Below are 17,105 nucleotides of genomic sequence, written 5' to 3' on the forward strand. Positions count from 1 at the left end.
TGAACTGAATATCCCTATTTTTGCCTTCTTTCAAAATAGACCCCATTATGAACTTCAAAAAAGTTAATAACCTCACCGGCTGGGCCGTTTTCTTTGTCGCCTTGCTGACCTACATTTTTACGCGCGAAGCCAGGGGCAGCCTCTGGGATTGCGGTGAATTCGTGGCCAGCGCCTACAAGCTGGGACTTCCCCACCCTCCGGGCGCGCCAATGTTTACCCTGCTGGGCAGGTTCTTTATTATACTTTTTGGAGATAATCCGCAGACCGCCGCCAACGCCGTCAACTTCATGAGTGCTGCGGCCAACGCCTTCACTATCCTGTTCCTGTTCTGGAGCGTTACGCATTTTGCCCGCAAAATGTTTGTGTCCCACGCTTCACAGCCGCTGACAGGTCCGCAATTGTTTACCGTAATGGGTGCAGGTGCGGTTGGTGCATTGGCTTATGCATTCAGCGATTCATTCTGGTACAGCGGTGTGGAAGGTGAAGTGTATGCTCTTTCTTCTTTCTTTACCGCACTCGTATTCTGGGCGATGCTGAAATGGGAACACGCCGATGAGAGCGCAACGGATGCCGGTGCAAGAACCCGCTCCGACCGCTGGATCATTTACCTGTTCTTCATGATGGGTCTCTCTATCGGTGTTCACTTGCTGAACCTCCTGACCATTCCTGCGATCGTAATGATTTATTACTACCGCCGTTACACGCCTACCGTTAAAGGTTCGATCATCGCCTTTCTCATCGGTTGCGTAATCGTTGGTATCGTGCAGGTGGGCGTTATTCAATACTCCATGAAGGCGGCCGGCCAGTTTGACGTATTCTTCGTCAACCAGCTCGGCACTCCTTTCTTCGCTGGTTTTGCTTTCTACTTCGTACTGCTGGCCGCCCTGATCGTGTGGGCACTCAGCTTCAAGGAAAAAGACATGACCAAAACGAAACTCTCCATCTGGCTGATATTGTTCCTGGCGCTTTCGCTGCTGCCGTTCATCGTGAGCCTCGGCTCCGGCGGATGGAAGTTTGTGAAGTTCCTCTTCGTCGGTGGTATTGCAGTACTGGTAGGTTACCTGCTGCGCCCCGGTGCACTCAAAATATTGAAGCTGGGCCTGTGGTGCTACGCTTTCATCATGCTGGGTTACTTCATGTACTTCACCGCGCTGATCCGCTCCAATGCGAATCCCGCGATCGACATGAACAACGTAGACAACCCGATCAACCTCGTTTACTACCTCAGCCGCGAACAATATGGCAGCGCGCCGATCGTATACGGCCCGCATTTTGCCGCCGAAATCGACCGCGCAGATCCGTATGAGTACGGTGAAATGAAATACGTAAAAGGAAAAGATAAATACATCGAGATCGGCCGCGAGCAGACTCTCCGCTACGAACGTTCCGATTATCAACTCTTCCCGCGCGTATGGGACGCCAGCAACGACCAGGATCACGCCGACTTTTATGCCGACTGGCTAAGCATCGGAAAAACCACCGATGCCGAAGGGCGACAGAAATACGAAGCGCCCACCCTCAAGCAGAATATGGAATGGTTCTTCACCTACCAGCTCGGCTTCATGTACTGGCGATACTTCATGTGGAACTTCTCGGGTAAACAAAACGATATCCAGGGCGATGGTAACAAACGCGACGGTAACTGGATAACCGGTATTTCCCTGATCGATAATGCCCGGCTGGGCGATCAATCGCAACTACCCGACAGCCTGAAAGATAACAAAGCACATAACTCACTCTATTTCCTGCCGTTCATTCTGGGTATTGTGGGATGCGTGTATCAATATTTCAAAAACCGGAAAGACTGGATTGTGAGCATGCTGCTCTTCTTCTTCACCGGTATTGCCATTGTACTTTACCTCAACCAACCGGGCAACCAGCCACGTGAACGTGACTATGCCTATGCGGGATCGTTCTACGCTTTTGCAATATGGATCGGTCTGGCGGTGGTAGCGTTCGTACGACTGGCCAATGAGAAAAAAGACAAGTTCACTTTCCAGAACCTGATGATTTACGGAGGTGCATTGACCTTCCTGATCACGGTACTGAGCTGCCTGCCGGGCAACTCTGGTGGAGGTGTGATGATGGCAAGCCTGCTGGCAACAGCATTGTACCTCGCCGTAACGGCGGGTGTCACATTCCTGGTGAGGGCAATCAGCAGCGGAGGACAAAACCTTTCCACGCTCAGCCTGGCTTCTACCCTTATCTGCCTGGCCGTGCCGGCAGTAATGGTCCAGCAGGAATGGGACGACCATAACCGCAGCACCAAAACCGTGGCGCCGGACCTGGCACGCGATTACCTGGAAAGCTGTGCGCCTAACGCTATCCTGTTTACCTACGGCGACAACGATACATACCCGCTGTGGTACGCACAGGAAGTGGAAGGCATCCGTAAAGACATCCGCATCATCAACAACTCGCTCCTGGGTATCGACTGGTATATCAACCAGCTCCGTACAAAAGTGAACGAAGCCGATTCAGTAGATGTGATCTGGACGCCCGAGCAGATCGAAGGACATAACCGCGAATACCTTTACATCCGTGAAGATCCGCGCTTTGCCAACCAGGCTCCCGACCTCTTCCGTTTCATGAAAGAGTTCCTCGGTAAAGTAACACCTGACCCTGAAACCGGCCGCGACAAAGGTCCGCTGTATATGCCACTGCGTCGCTTCACCCTGCCGGTAGATGTGGAACTTGTCAAGAAAAATGGCACCGTTAATCCCGGTGACAGTGTATTGAGCGAACTGCCCGTAACGCTGCCCGAAGGACGTTCTTATATCGGACGTAACGACCTGATGGTGCTCAATATCGTGGCTGCCAACAACTGGAAACGCCCGATTTACTTCACCTCACCTTACGGTGTGGCAGGTTTTGATAATTTCCTCCGCAAGGACGGACTCACTTACCGCCTGGTGCCGATCATTCCGAAGAATACTTCAGCCAACTGGATGATCAATACCTACGGACGCGACAATAACCTGGACGTGATCGGTAAAAACCTGATGGACAAGTTTGTGTTTGAAAGCAAAAAAGGCACTTACTTCGACGAAGAGAACCGCCGTCATATCCTCAATATCCGCAACGCTTACGCCGAAGCCGCAGGTAACCTTGCCGATGCAGGCCGTAAAGATGAAGCGAATAAACTGCTGGAAAAATGCGTGAGCATGATCCACGTAGAAGATATGCCTTACGGTATGGTGAGCCGCCGCAACAACCATAACATCAACGGTCTCGTATTCCTGGAAGCCGCTTATAAAGCCGGCAACCTGAAACTGGCTAACGAAGTGAAAACTGCCATTCAGAAAGACCTGCAACAGCAGGAGCAGTATTACAAATACCTGCAGGCAGAGAAGGAAGAGTTCTACTCCTACTTCGATGGCCAGGGAGGAGAAGCAGACCGTAACCGCCAGTTGTTGAGCATGATCAACGCGCTGGAACAACGGTACAACCCTACTGCCGCACAAAAACAGCAACAACAACCGCAGCAGGAACTTCCGGGACAAACGATTCAAACGGCCCCGAAAGATTCACAGGCTAAATAATCAAAAGTTAACCCCCACAAAATCGTGGGGGTTCTTTTTTACCGCAACTTTCCGCCTGCCCGCGTGTTATAAACAGAAGCGGAGCTTTTTCCGTAAATTACCTTCAGAAAAACACGGCAGGCACATGAGAGGTTACCAATTTACCGGGTTCAATCCCGATGAGCAGGGCAAAAGCCGTTTTGATCAGTTGCTGAATATCTTTCTCCAGTTGCTGACCTATACAAGCGGCGACGTAAGCGAAGCCCTTAAATGGCTGAACGAACTCGACAAACAATACTCCCTCACGGACGATGAGTACGCGATGGGCGATTTTATAGACGATTTAAAAAACAAAGGCTATATCTCCGACGATCAGCAGACGGGAGAAATACGTATTACGCCTAAAACCGAACAGGGCATCCGCAAGAAAAGCCTCGAAGAAATATTCGGTAAACTCAAAAAAAGCAAACAAGGCGATCACCGCAGTTTCAAACCCGGCCAGGGCGATGAACAAAATGCCGAAACAAGACAGTTTCAGTTTGGTGATATGCTTGAGCAGATCGATTTCACGGAAAGCATCCGCAATGCGCAGATCAATCACGGCATCGAGAGTTTCCGCATGCAGGAAGATGACCTGGCCATCCGGGAAACGGATTACAAAGCCCAGACCTCTACCGTGCTGATGATCGATATCTCCCATTCCATGATTCTCTATGGGGAGGACCGCATCACGCCCGCGAAAAAAGTAGCGATGGCATTGAGTGAACTCATCAAGACACGTTACCCCAAAGACACATTAGATATTGTGGTTTTTGGAAATGATGCCTGGCCTATTGAAGTAAAAGACCTCCCCTATCTGCAGGTAGGTCCTTATCATACCAATACCGTTGCGGGTCTCGAGCTCGCCATGGATATTTTGCGCCGGCGCAAAAATCCAAACAAACAGATTTTCATGATCACGGATGGTAAACCTACCTGCCTGAAGATCGGTAAACGCTATTATAAAAACAGCTTCGGCCTCGATCGCAAAGTCGTTAACCGTTGCATGAATCTTGCTGCGCAATGCAAGAAATTAAAAATTCCTATTACTACTTTCATGATCGCTACGGATCCGTACCTGCAGCAATTTGTGCAGGAATTTACCGAGATGAACCAGGGCAAGGCTTTCTTTGCTTCGCTGGATAAACTCGGTGCCTTTATTTTCCGCGACTTTGAAAGTGGCAAACGCAAAACTGTATTTTAACCTACGCTACTATGCAATTACACACAATAAAAACCTTGGGAGAACTCAAAGCCTCCGGTTATCAGTCCCGATCGATCAAAGATGAGATCCGTCACAATTTACTGCACCGCCTCCGTCACCAGGAGCCGACCTTCTCGGGTATCGTAGGTTACGAAGACACCGTTATTCCCGATGTGGAAAGAGCGCTGTTGAGTAAACACAATATCCTGTTTCTCGGTCTGCGCGGACAAGCCAAGACGCGTATGGCGCGCCAGATGACCGAGCTCCTGGATGAATATATTCCCACTATTCCCGGCAGCGATATCAACGACGATCCACTGAACCCGGTATCGGGGTTTGCCCGCGCATTGGTGGAAGAAAAGGGCGACGATACGCCTATTACATGGCTGCACCGCAGTCAGCGTTACGGAGAAAAACTCGCTACGCCCGATGTAAGCGTAGCCGATCTGATCGGTGACATCGACCCCATCAAAGCAGCTAACCTGAAACTGAATTTTGCCGATGAACGCGTACTGCATTACGGCATTATCCCGCGCAGCAACCGTTGCATTTTTGTGATCAATGAATTGCCCGACTTACAGGCGCGCATCCAGGTAGCGTTGTTCAACATACTCGAAGAAGGCGATGTGCAGATTCGCGGATTCAAGCTGCGGTTGCCTCTCGATATATTATTTGTGTTTACGGCCAACCCCGAAGACTATACCAATCGCGGTTCGATCGTAACACCATTGAAAGACCGTATCGAAAGCCAGATCCTGACCCACTATCCACGTACGATCGAACAGGCGCTGGAGATCACCGGCCAGGAAGCTGGTATCGCCGACGACCAGAAAGAACTGGTGGAAGTAAGCGACCTGGTTCGCCGGTTGATCGAGCAGGTAGCGTTTGAAGCGCGCGGCAGTGAACTGGTGGATAAGAAAAGCGGCGTATCTGCGCGACTCACTATTTCTGCTTTTGAGAATGCCGTGAGTGCCGCCGAGCGACGCGCCATTATCAACAATGAGAAGCACACACAGGTCTGGATCAGCGATCTGGCGGGCATCATTCCTTCCATCACCGGTAAAGTAGAACTGGTATATGAAGGAGAACAGGAAGGTCCGTTCCAGGTAGCGATGAACTTGTTGGACAAAGCGATCCGCACACAGTTCGTGGAATATTTCCCCAATCCTGAAACATTGAAGAAGCGCCGCAATACAGGCAAGGCATCACAGGAAAAAGTAGACGATCCTTATCGCCCGGTGATCAACTGGTTTGACAAAGGCAATCACCTGCATTTGTCCTTCGGTAATTCGGATAAGGAGAAGCTGATGGCGCTTTACCAGGTGGACGGATTACATGCTGTGGTGAAAAAATTATATCCCGGAGCCGACGAAGAGCAGGCCGGGCTGTTGATGGAATTCGTATTGCACGGTCTCGCGGCTCATTCGCTTATCAGCAAAAAAATCTTCGAAACAAAAGTTGAATTCAAAGACCTCATCGGCAGCATGATGAACCTGGGAGGCATGAGCACGGAGGAAGATGAATTTGATGAAGAGAGTTGAAGCTAATTTGATGATTTGATAATTAGGAAATTCATTGAGCTCATTTTTCATTCAATTCTCAAATTATCACATCAGTAGAAAAACTGTTCACTAACAATCTTCCCGTCCTTCACTTTGTACAGCATCAGTTGTTTGATCTGAATGCGGCCGTGTGGTTGTACGGTGATGTCGAGTTCCCTGGCTACTACAAAATGATCTCCGGCTATTAACGGCTCAGAAGTGTGTGCGCCGTGCAGTGCGGTAATACGACCAACGAAGTCCTCTCCTTTCTGACGTACGGCGGCTTTGCCTTCTGCATAACCGAAATATGGAGAATCAACCGGATCGATGCTTTTCACATCATCGGAGAAAAACTCATCCTGTATTTCAAACCATTTATCCTGTTGTGCCAGTTCATTGAAGCGGACGGCAATTTGCTGTGTTGTCATTGTCTGAGGTTTTGTTACAACAAAGCTACCGGCCGTTGTTGACTTCGAGAGGGTGGGATTTGGTCTTTCTGGCTGGATATTTTGGCCAGAAGTCGTGAATAGTCAATCGTGAATCGTGAATAAAAAAGGGAAGTCCTTTGGAGACCTCCCATTAATTGAGAATAATATTGACGATTCACCATTGACTATTCACCATTGACTATTCACTATTCACCATTGACTATTCACTATTCACCATTGACGATTCACGACTAAAAGAACACTCCCAACCGCAACGCCCAACGGTTCAGGGTTACCTTACCGTCGTTCCATTTTTTGTTGCGGGTAACATCGGTGAAACCGTTTTCAAAACCGAGACCGAAAAACAAATCCGTTTTCTCGGCGATATGGTATTCGGCACCGGCACCGATCAGCAGACCCATGTTCAGCGGGTTAACGTCCTTCAGAATTTTTTGTTTGGTGGCAGAGGTTGAACCATATTCCCAATCAGCACGTGCACCGATCAGTTGGCCGAGATACGTACCAAATTGGCCCCAGTAACGCAAACCGTTATTCGGGTTTGTTTTCAATTTGATGGAAAGCGGCACCTGGATGTATTGCAGGCGGATATCATACACCTGCTCGGCACCGGCAGCTTCTGCACGGCGGAGACCTTTGTTGGCATCCGTATACTTGAGGCTGGCGGCAGCATGCGTTACTTCAATGCCGGAGGCAAAAGCACCACGGCCATCGCTGAACATAAAATCAGCCATCAGGCCGTAAGAGAACCCAAATTTGCTTCCGTCTTTTTCCAACCCATTGTCAGCAGGACGAAGGTTATTGATGAATACAGGGTCCAGTTTAAAACCCAGACGAACACTCCGTCCGCGGAACTCTGTTTGTGCCATAGCAGCTCCGCTGACAGCGAGCAGCAGACCAAGTACCAGGATTCTTTTCATAGATCGTTAATTTGATGTTGGGGCAAAGATCATACAAAATCAGCAATTTAGAAGCATTTTACTTGTATTTACCGGCTCATACAATATTCACTTCCCGCTCCAGTTCCACACCGAATTTTTCTTTTATGGATGAAATGACCTTTTCGCTCAAAGCGACGATCTCCGCTCCCGTGGCATGGCCATGATTCACCAATACCAATGCCTGGCGCGCATGTACACCGGCATCACCTTCGCGGTATCCCTTCCAGCCGGCCTGCTCGATCAGCCAACCCGCCGCCAGCTTCATCGTTCCATCCGGATTGAGATAAGCGACCATATCGGGATATTTTTTTTTCAGCTCATCAAACTGCGGAATGGTAATGCTGGGGTTCTTAAAGAAACTGCCCGCATTGCCGGTTTCTTTGGGATCGGGAAGTTTGGATTGACGTATAGAGATGACCACATCTGATACATCGCGGATGGTGGGGTGTTCAATACCACGCGCTTTGAGCTCGGAGGCTATGGCTCCGTAAGAGGTGTTCAACACCGGTTGTTTTCGTAATTTAAAAGTCACATCGGCAATCACGAACTGTCCCTTGTATTTTCTTTTGAAAACACTTTCGCGATAACCAAATTCGCAAGCCTGCGCGCGGAAGGTATAATTGCTGCGTTCGTTTAAATGAAAGGCAGTGAGTTGTTCAAACAGATCTTTTATTTCCACCCCATAAGCCCCGATGTTCTGCATGGGTGATGCCCCTACGCATCCGGGAATCAGCGAAAGATTTTCGAGTCCGCCCCATCCGTGTTCAATCGTATACAACACGAACTGGTGCCAGTTTTCTCCCGCGCCGGCTTTTACATAAACGAATTCAGCATCCTCACTCACTTTACGAATGCCGCGGATATCATTTTTCAAAACCAGCCCGTCGAAGTCTTTTGTCAGCAGTACGTTGCTGCCACCGCCGAGGATCAGCAACGGCAGTCCCGGATACTTCGACAGGATGTCGTTGAGCGAGGCAATGCTGTCAAATGCCGCGTAGTAGCGGGCATTGGCGGCCACGCCAAATGTATTCAGGTCCTTTAATGGAAAATTTTCCAGAACTTGCATTCTATGAATTTAGGCAATGATACTGTAAAAAATAAGAGTGGAAAAACGGCTGCCATCATCGGCGCTACCGGCATGATCGGAAAATATCTGCAGGAAGCCCTTTACAAAGACGAGCGGTTCGACACTGTGCGTCTTATCGTTCGCCGCCCGATGGAAAAGCCACATCCCAAAGCCGAAGTGAAACTCGTTGACTTCAACGATGCCGAATCTGTGAAACTGGCATTGGAAGACGTGAACATTGTTTTTTCCTGTATCGGCACCACACAAAAGAATGTGAAAGGCGATAAAGCGCTTTACCGCCGCATCGATCTTGAAATTCCTGAGCGCGTGGCAAAATATGCGTACGAAGCCGGGGCGGAGGCATTTGCAATGGTATCTTCCGTTGGCGCCGATGCATCCAGCCGCAATTTCTATCTCCGCCTCAAAGGCGAAGCAGAAAATGCGGTTATTGCCAGCAGTATTCCTTCCATCCACATCATGCGTCCTTCCATGTTGCTCGGCCACCGCGATGAGCAACGTCCGGGTGAAGGTTTTCTTCAATCAGCCACCAAAGCCGTATCGGGCTTGTTATTCGGCTCCTGGAAAAAATACCGCGCCATTCACGGCCGCACCGTTGCCCAGGCCATGATCAACGCCGCGCTGTCAGGTAAGCAGGGTGTGCATTGGTATCATTGGGAGGAGATGGAGGGTAATGTGTAAATGTGTCCGCCTGCGGCGGAATGTGTAAATGTGAAAATGAAAGCAACTTCCGTATATACTGCTATTTTTCAGGACTGGAAGAATCTGTGTAACGGTAACTGTTTTTTGTATTAATCATTTTCACATTTTCACATCTACACATTTCCACATTCCTAAACCCCATCCACATCCGGCACAACAATCACATTTCTGAATCTTTTATCATTGTGCAGGATCGCAATCTGTTCTAACAATTCCTGTTTGCAGGTGCGGATCAAGTGCTGATCGCGGGGAAGTTTGAGCAACAACTCCATTAAATATTGATTGCGCACGCGGCTGATCATCGGCTCAGCCGGTCCGGACATGTATTCTTTATAGCGGTTTTTTAATGCGTCGGCATAGCGATGCGCCGCATCGTGTACAACATCTTTCAGTTTATGGCGGAACGTTAATTGTATCGTGCGCGAGAAGGGCGGGTAAAAGAATTGTTTGCGTTTCTGCATTTCATCTTCATAGAAATGCTCATAGTTATGTTCGGTAACAAACTTTAATACGGGATGGCCGGGCTGTGTGGTTTGTATCAGCACGCGGCCCATCGTATCGCGTCTGCCGGCGCGGCCACTCACCTGCTCCATCAATTGAAAAGCCCGTTCATTCACCCGGAAGTCGGCAAAATGTAACAAGCCATCAGCATCCAGGATTCCAACAAGATCCACTTTTTCGAAGTCGAGGCCTTTTACCACCATCTGCGTGCCCACCAAAATATCTACACGCTGCTGTTCGAACTGCTGGATCAACTGATCATGTGCATGTTTCCCACGTACTGTATCGATGTCCATCCGCGCCACTTTCGCCTGCGGAAAGGTTTCCTGCAGCAACTCTTCAATGCGTTCTGTCCCAAAATTTCTTTGTACAAACTGATCACTGCCACAGGCAGCGCAGGTATACAAAGGCGTGTACGTGGTTCCGCAGTAATGGCACTGTAGTTTATTGGTAAGTTTATGAAATGTCAGGGAAACATCGCAGTATTTACATTGCGGCACCCAGCCACACATGCTGCAAACCTGGTACGGTGTGTAACCACGGCGGTTCTGGAACAGAATTACCTGCCGCTGGCGGCCTACTACTTCTTCCACTGCTTCCACCAGTTGCGGCGACAACATGATCTTTCCTTTCTCCTTCGCATTGATCCGGCGCGTATCCACTATTTCGATGCCGGGCATCTGCATATTACCGAAACGCTCTGCCAGTACAGCTTTGCCGTATTTGCCATTTTGCGCGTTGGCATAACTTTCCAGCGAAGGAGTGGCACTGCCCAGCACGACGCGCGCACTGAAAAGCGATGAAAGATAGATGCCCGCATCACGGCCGTTGTATCGCGGCGCAGGTTCCTGTTGTTTATAAGAAGTATCATGTTCCTCATCACAAACGATCAATCCCAATTCGCGGAACGGCAGGAATACGGAGGAACGTGCGCCCAGCACTACTTTCAACTCGCCGCTTTTTACTTTGTTCCAGATCTCGACGCGTTCATTCTGCGAGAAGCGCGAATGATAAATACCGATGTAGCCGCCAAAATGTTTTTGCAAACGGCGGATGATCTGCGACGTCAGCGCAATCTCGGGAAGCATGTACAATACCTGCTCGCCGCGGCGGATATGTTCTTCGATCAGCCGGATATAAACCTGCGTCTTGCCACTGGAGGTAACCCCGTGCAACAAACAAACAGGTTTTTGTAAAAGCGATTCCTTGATCTGATCAAAAGCTTCCTGCTGCGCGGGACTCAGCGCAAAATCGATCTGGATATCGCGGGGCGGGTAACGTATACGATCCACCTCTCTTTTTTCCAAACGAAGGATTTTCTTTTCCACCAATCCTTTCAACTGCGCATCGGAAGCGCCTGATTTTTTCAGCAGCTCCGGCTTGGTCACTTCGCCATCTGAACGGGAAAGGTGCAGGTAGGCCAGCAATAATTCCATTTGTTTTTCAGCGCGGCGCAAACGCGGATCTTCATTCAGTAATTGCTCCAGCGCTTCTTCTTTGTCGTACGGCTTCTCCAGCAACACATAGGTTTCCCGGCGCGGATTGTAGGTTTGTTTCAATGCCTCCCAAACGAAACAGACACGTTTGTTGATCAGCCGGTTGATCACCGGATAAGCATGTGGTGAATCGAGCAACTGCTGCACTTCGCCAAGTGTTAGTTGCTTTTTGATCAACAATGCCTCGGCCACCAGGTATTCGTCGTGATCGAGACTGCTGAAATCATCCCCGTATTCTTCGTTGAATAGTAAAATCGTTTCGCTGGATAATTTGAAATGTGCGGGCAATGCGGCGGCCATTACTTCGCCTTCGCTGCACATGTAGTAGCCGGCCATCCATTCCCATAGTTTCAATTGTTCTTCAAAAACCACGGGTTCGGTGTCGAGTACATTCAGGATGTCTTTGGGCTCGAATAAAGCGGGCCTTTCGGTATGCAGCCTTTTGAGAATACCCGCATATTTTTTGTTTTTGCCGAGGTTCACTTCCACGCGGCAACCGGGTTTGGCCGTGTCCTGCAGATCGGCCGGCACGGACCAGGTATAATTACGCGGCAATGCCAGCGGAATGATTACTTCTGCATAGACATTCTTTCCGGGGAAAAGAGCGATATGAGCATCTTGTTGCGACATCAAGCGATAAAGTTAATTCAAAAGTCAAAAGTAAAAATTCAAAAAAGTGAACCGTCAATAGTCAATGGGTGAATGACGCTCCCTGCGGCGCTCGAATGGCGTGCGTGAATCGTAAATACCATGGTTCGTGTATACACGAACCATGGTGGCGGGAGAAAAACGATCAATCGTCTATAAAAGACCGGCTGTCGACTTATAACTTAAAACTTACTACTTAATCCAGCTCGCTTTGTAAAACCGCAGCCGCTCCTCCATATACGTATGCACTAGTGCTTTGAGCGCCGGCAAATCTGCTTTTGTGAGACCTTCAACGGGGATTTCGTCGAGGTACACGATCCGGTTGCGGCCGGGTGTAAAAGAAAACACGCCGCCGTAATGAAGACGGTCGTAAGTATCGAGGAATAACACGGGTTTGATCGGTGTTTGCGTTTCGATGGCGAGGCGGAAGGCGCCGTCATAAAACTCTTTCAGCGGCTCGCCGGTTTCGTTGAAGGTGCCTTCGGGAAAAACGAGTACGGAAATGCCTTTGCTGATCAGCGAACGAAGGATGCGCAGACTTGCCGCGCGATTGGCAGGGCTGCTCCGGTCCACCGTTACGATGGCATTTCTGTAAATAAAACCGAATACCGGTATGCGCGCCATTTCCACTTTGCCCAACGGGCGCACCTGCTGGTGATACGCTTTCACCAGCACGGCAGAATCGAGATAAGAAATATGGTTGTTAACAAAAATAAACTGGCGTTGGCGGTCGTGCGGCGCTTCGTAAATGAAGCGGTGAAAGATGCCGATCAATGGAAACCAGAGGTCGGCCCAGCGGGCGCAAAGCCAGAGAATCATGTTACCACCGCGGATCTTTCCCAGAAAACTGGCGAAGATCACAAACGGAAAGATCACCAGCATGATGGCAATGAACAATACGATGGCATACAGGCTGTAGAGCCATTGCAAAGGTTTCAGCAGCACTTTCATCAGCGTTTATTCTGGTGTTTTTTATCGTCGCCGGGGCAACTGCATTCCCATTCCGTACCGAGGTCGATGGCGGTCACTACTTTGGTCTTAAAATCACACTGGGCAAAAACGATGCGTACGCGCTGGCCATCGGCCGTTTCGCCTTCGAGTGCGTATTCGGGACAGGGCTTTGCCTGCACATTGCTTTTACTGTAATTGATGCGGCCGTCGCGCATGATGCCTTCCACTTCTGTTTTGGTAATATGCCGGCACTCCATACGGCAATGGGCATGACGGGTATACTCAAGAAAGGAAGTACGTCGGTCGAAGCCCCGGTTGCGGTTGACGGTGGAGGCGGGATCTTCGGTACGCGTTTTTTTACCGGTATCGGTATTGGCTGTATGGTCGTTGGAACAACGGCGGACCAGCAGCAATACCAGCCCCAGCAATACCACCAGGACGAGCGGTAACCATTTCTTATTCAATTGCTTTGTTTTACCGGCAAAAATAGGATTGTCACCGCAATCAGGGGCTGGCGAATCTTTGCTATCTTTGCGCACTTATGTCCGCACAGACCGTCGCTTTTCATACACTTGGGTGCAAACTCAACTTTTCGGAAACCTCCGCCCTCTCGCGCATGCTTGAGCAGGAAGGCTTTGCGAAAAAGGAATTTGACGACGTGGCGGACGTATATGTGATCAATACCTGTTCGGTTACCGACAATGCCGATAAGGAATGCCGGCAGCTGGTACGTCGTATCCAGCGTCGCGCGCCGGAAAGTTTTGTGGTGATCACGGGATGTTATGCTCAATTGAAACCGCAGGAGATCGCCTCGATCCCCGGGGTGGACCTGGTATTGGGTGCCGGGGAAAAATTCAACATTGCGCAGCACATCCGCCAACTGGCCAAAGGCGATCCCGCCCGTATCTGCAGCTGCGATATCGGCGAAGTATCTGGCTTTCACTCCTCCTATTCGATCAACGACCGTACCCGCACCTTTCTGAAAGTGCAGGACGGATGTGACTATAACTGTTCTTTTTGCACCATTCCGCTGGCGCGTGGCAAAAGCCGCAGCGACAGTATCGCCAATGTGGTAAAGCAGGCGGAGGAGCTGGCGGTGGCCGGTGCAAAGGAAATTGTGCTCACGGGCATCAACCTCGGCGACTTCGGGAAGGGTCCTGATGGTGCCGGAGCGCCGGTGAGTATACAATACCGTGAAGAAAACTTCTTTCAACTGGTGCAGGCTTTGGAAAAAGTGGAAGGCATTTCGCGTTACCGCATCTCTTCTATCGAACCCAACCTGCTGACCAATGAGATCGTGGAATTTGTGGCCAACAGCGACAAATTCATGCCGCACTTTCATATCCCGTTGCTAGGCCGAAACTTCGGCCCGAAGTGTCGGGCCTTACCCCTTATGCCTTACGCCGGCTGTTTACTTAAAACTTATTACTTAGTACTTACTACAGTCTCCATGCAACTTTTCGAACGCCAATTTGTCTTTTAGAAAGAGATGAAAAAATACCAGGTCACCATATCATTCGAAATGGGCGAAGATTTTAACGAACTCATTCCCCCGCACCGCACGTATATCAATTTCCTGATCAACAAGGAAATCATTGATCAATATGTTGTGAGCATTGACTCACAGCAGGTATGGATCACCCTGAACGCCGGGGATGCGGCGGAAGTGGAGAAAATATTAGAGAAAAGCCCCCTCGCCCGTTACTGGTCGTACCAAATCTATGAATTGTTTGTCTGGGACGGTCAGCATTACCGTCTGCCGGCCGTACAGCCCAACTGATATTCCGGCATCCCTTTCCATCATCGGCCAGAATAAACCCCTACACGGTTAATAAGGTAAAACAATTAGTTGCCAGAGGCTTGACATATGTCAACAAAATAGGTGTATACGTTTAAAATAGGTGTAAAAGCTTAGAATTCTTAAAAGTTTACCCCATTTTTACGGCTCATCCAATCCTCTGCGAAATGCGAAATCTGTTTACCCGGACGCTTACCAGCGTCTTGTTACTGACTGCATTTTTGTCCCCGTTCAGGGGCAAATCCCAGGTACTGGTTCATTCCACTACCGGTTATTCCGTAAGCATCTCCGTGGTGCCTGTCAACCTGATTCCCAGTACATATAGTTGCCAGTGGGGCTACAATTATAATTTGAGCCTGGCTTACAATGTCGTTTTCTCGGGTACCAACATCCCGTCTGCCCTGTATACGTTGCAGGGTACGGTAGGTTGTACCGGTGGAGCAAGCCTTTTTTATAGCCTGCCGCTTAGCGGTGGTATGGGATTCTATGTCACCAATACCAACCCATGGCGTGGGATAGCAGATTGTGCCACGGCCACGTTGCAGTCATTAAGTTGCAACAATGTGCGTGTAAGGATCAATGGTCCCGGCATTCCCGACCAGACGGTGACAGTGCCGGTACTGACGGCATTGCCCGTAACGCTTACCGAATTCACGGCGAAGGCGGTGAACAGCGGCGTGGCTTTGCGCTGGACGACCGCTACGGAAACAGCCAATAAATCCTTTACGGTAGAAAGATCGGCCAACGGCCAGACCTGGCAGGACCTGCAGGTGATCAATGGCGCGGGCAATTCCAATACACTTCTCTCCTATACCTATACCGATGCGCAGCCGCTGGCAGGCGATAACTATTACCGCTTGCGCCAGACCTCGGAAAATAACAGTACCAGTTATTCAGAAACGCGTACGGTGAATGTAGCGGCGCAGGCGAATAAAATTGTAGCCTACCCGGTACCGCTGACGGGTGATGTATGCCAGTTACGAGGACTGACCGATCCGCAGCAATACATGTATTCGGTAATCAGTATTGCGGGCATGACTTTACGCCAGGGACAGTTGAACAGTGCGGCAGTGAATGTAGGCGGGCTGGCGAGGGGCACGTATGTGTTGAAGCTGGATCATAAGAAGACGGGCGAGAGTGTGCGGTTGACGATTGTGCGGCAATAGATTAGTAGAGAAAAGTTCAGAAAAAAGCAGGAAAAAATTTGGCAGAAAGAAACGCGGGCTTATCTTTGCACTCCCGAAACGGAAAAGGGAGTTTAGCTCAGTTGGTTCAGAGCATCTGCCTTACAAGCAGAGGGTCGGCGGTTCGAGCCCGTCAACTCCCACGGATAAAAAGCATCAACTTAGGTTGATGCTTTTTTCGTTATAGGAAGTTTATCCTCTCCAAGGCGGAATCTGCCTTACAAGCAGAGGGCGTGTCCCACCCTAGCGGATCGGCATCCCGACACTTCGGGACGATCCCGGGGCTTCGGTCCGAGACTTCGGTCCGAGACTTCGGACCCGATTATTCGGGTGTCAACTCCCACGGAATAAGAAACCTTCACAGTATGTGAAGACTTTTATGAACACACTCCGGCCATTCTTGATGCTCACATTAATAACAGATTTTTATTATTTTCACCCCCTCAACAAAACAACCATTACTACAAGCCATCTCCCATGTCTGAAAATTCCGCCGGTACGGGCGTCAAAACCATTCTGTTTGTTATTCTCTCTCTCGTTTTTATTTGTTTCAGGGTAGCCCGCTGCGTTATAAAAGAGAAGAAGTCTTCCGCGGATACCTACAGCCTTAATACACAATACCTGGCTCAGGAAGATCAGCGTTTAAAAACCATTCAGCGAAACAACTGGCATTCCAAGATTTCCGTTACAACCGAAGAGTTTAGTGATAGCGGGCCCAACACCAAAAAACATCCGGCCATTTACGTAAACAACCGGCTCAACGCAGATCTCGATGAGATCGGGATTGAACTACTATACATGGATAAAAAAGGTAAACTGATCAAAAAAGACCTCATCAGTTTATATAATATAAAAGCTTTCAGCCGAGACACTACCACGGTTAAAAACTATAAAAACACAACTTCTCTCGAGGCGGAAATTGTTTTACTAAAATCAGAAAAGCTTGAATTGTGTTTTCCTGACGGGATTGGATCATCGGCCGATCCCTACCATTGCTACTAATCGCCCACTCCTCTTGCAATATTCAAACTAAGTAGTACATTAGTACT

General features: G+C 49.4%; 14 protein-coding genes and 1 tRNA gene. 9 read left to right on the forward strand and 6 right to left on the reverse strand.

Annotated elements, in window-relative coordinates; genetic code table 11:
- Positions 1-47 precede the first annotated feature (47 nt).
- From H608_RS21320 to H608_RS0104945, 3 genes are all read left to right on the forward strand, one after another.
- Positions 48-3,542, forward strand: a complete 3,495-nt coding sequence (locus H608_RS21320) for a glycosyltransferase family 117 protein (protein WP_051268050.1) — start codon at positions 48-50, stop codon at positions 3,540-3,542.
- A 124-nt stretch (positions 3,543-3,666) separates the two neighbouring features.
- The gene (locus H608_RS0104940; RefSeq protein ID WP_028786703.1) at positions 3,667-4,764 is read left to right on the forward strand and encodes a vWA domain-containing protein; all 1,098 of its coding nucleotides are present in this window, start codon (positions 3,667-3,669) and stop codon (positions 4,762-4,764) included.
- A gap of 11 nt (positions 4,765-4,775) precedes the next feature.
- Positions 4,776-6,305, forward strand: a complete 1,530-nt coding sequence (locus H608_RS0104945) for a MoxR family ATPase (RefSeq protein ID WP_028786704.1) — start codon at positions 4,776-4,778, stop codon at positions 6,303-6,305.
- A gap of 71 nt (positions 6,306-6,376) precedes the next feature.
- Here H608_RS0104945 and H608_RS0104950 read toward each other — a convergent pair whose 3' ends face one another.
- The 3 genes from H608_RS0104950 to murB all read right to left on the reverse strand — a co-directional run bounded on the left by H608_RS0104950 (position 6,377) and on the right by murB (position 8,758).
- A complete protein-coding gene (locus tag H608_RS0104950; RefSeq protein ID WP_028786705.1) occupies positions 6,377-6,733 on the reverse strand; it encodes a nuclear transport factor 2 family protein in 357 nt (118 codons plus the stop codon).
- Between the two features lie 251 nt (positions 6,734-6,984).
- Positions 6,985-7,671: a porin family protein gene (locus tag H608_RS0104955; protein ID WP_028786706.1), complete on the reverse strand. Its 687-nt coding sequence runs from the start codon at positions 7,669-7,671 to the stop codon at positions 6,985-6,987.
- Between the two features lie 76 nt (positions 7,672-7,747).
- Positions 7,748-8,758: a UDP-N-acetylmuramate dehydrogenase gene (murB, locus tag H608_RS0104960; protein WP_028786707.1), complete on the reverse strand. Its 1,011-nt coding sequence runs from the start codon at positions 8,756-8,758 to the stop codon at positions 7,748-7,750.
- Between the two features lie 3 nt (positions 8,759-8,761).
- On the opposite strand from murB, the gene H608_RS0104965 reads away from it, so the two are divergent.
- Positions 8,762-9,457 (forward strand): NAD(P)H-binding protein, encoded by a 696-nt coding sequence (locus H608_RS0104965; protein ID WP_051268051.1) that lies wholly within the window; start codon positions 8,762-8,764, stop codon positions 9,455-9,457.
- 152 nt (positions 9,458-9,609) lie between these two features.
- On the opposite strand, the gene priA is transcribed toward H608_RS0104965, so the two are convergent.
- The 3 genes from priA to H608_RS0104980 form a co-directional block, all read right to left on the reverse strand.
- Positions 9,610-12,105, reverse strand: a complete 2,496-nt coding sequence (gene priA, locus H608_RS0104970; protein ID WP_051268052.1) for a replication restart helicase PriA — start codon at positions 12,103-12,105, stop codon at positions 9,610-9,612.
- A gap of 210 nt (positions 12,106-12,315) precedes the next feature.
- Complete coding sequence (locus H608_RS0104975) at positions 12,316-13,074, reverse strand: lysophospholipid acyltransferase family protein (RefSeq protein WP_038007242.1); 759 nt, start codon at positions 13,072-13,074, stop codon at positions 12,316-12,318.
- A complete protein-coding gene (locus H608_RS0104980) occupies positions 13,074-13,538 on the reverse strand; it encodes a DUF4258 domain-containing protein (protein WP_028786711.1) in 465 nt (154 codons plus the stop codon). The genes H608_RS0104975 and H608_RS0104980 overlap by 1 nt, the downstream gene beginning before the upstream one ends.
- A 77-nt stretch (positions 13,539-13,615) precedes the next feature.
- Between H608_RS0104980 and H608_RS21325 the strand changes: the two genes are divergently transcribed.
- The 5 genes from H608_RS21325 (at position 13,616) to H608_RS0105005 (ending at position 17,058) form a co-directional block, all read left to right on the forward strand.
- A complete protein-coding gene (locus H608_RS21325) occupies positions 13,616-14,557 on the forward strand; it encodes a radical SAM protein (RefSeq protein WP_245565721.1) in 942 nt (313 codons plus the stop codon).
- Positions 14,558-14,563: 6 nt separating this feature from the next.
- Positions 14,564-14,854 carry a hypothetical protein gene (locus H608_RS0104990; RefSeq protein ID WP_028786712.1) on the forward strand — a complete coding sequence of 97 codons (291 nt, stop codon included), beginning with the start codon at positions 14,564-14,566 and terminating at the stop codon, positions 14,852-14,854.
- A gap of 185 nt (positions 14,855-15,039) precedes the next feature.
- Positions 15,040-16,038, forward strand: a complete 999-nt coding sequence (locus H608_RS0104995; RefSeq protein ID WP_028786713.1) for a hypothetical protein — start codon at positions 15,040-15,042, stop codon at positions 16,036-16,038.
- Positions 16,039-16,124: 86 nt separating this feature from the next.
- A tRNA-Val gene (locus H608_RS0105000) sits at positions 16,125-16,199 on the forward strand.
- Positions 16,200-16,533: 334 nt separating this feature from the next.
- The gene (locus tag H608_RS0105005; RefSeq protein WP_028786714.1) at positions 16,534-17,058 is read left to right on the forward strand and encodes a hypothetical protein; all 525 of its coding nucleotides are present in this window, start codon (positions 16,534-16,536) and stop codon (positions 17,056-17,058) included.
- Positions 17,059-17,105 lie beyond the last annotated feature (47 nt).

It is taken from the genome of Terrimonas ferruginea DSM 30193 (assembly GCF_000425585.1).
Taxonomy (GTDB): domain Bacteria; phylum Bacteroidota; class Bacteroidia; order Chitinophagales; family Chitinophagaceae; genus Terrimonas; species Terrimonas ferruginea.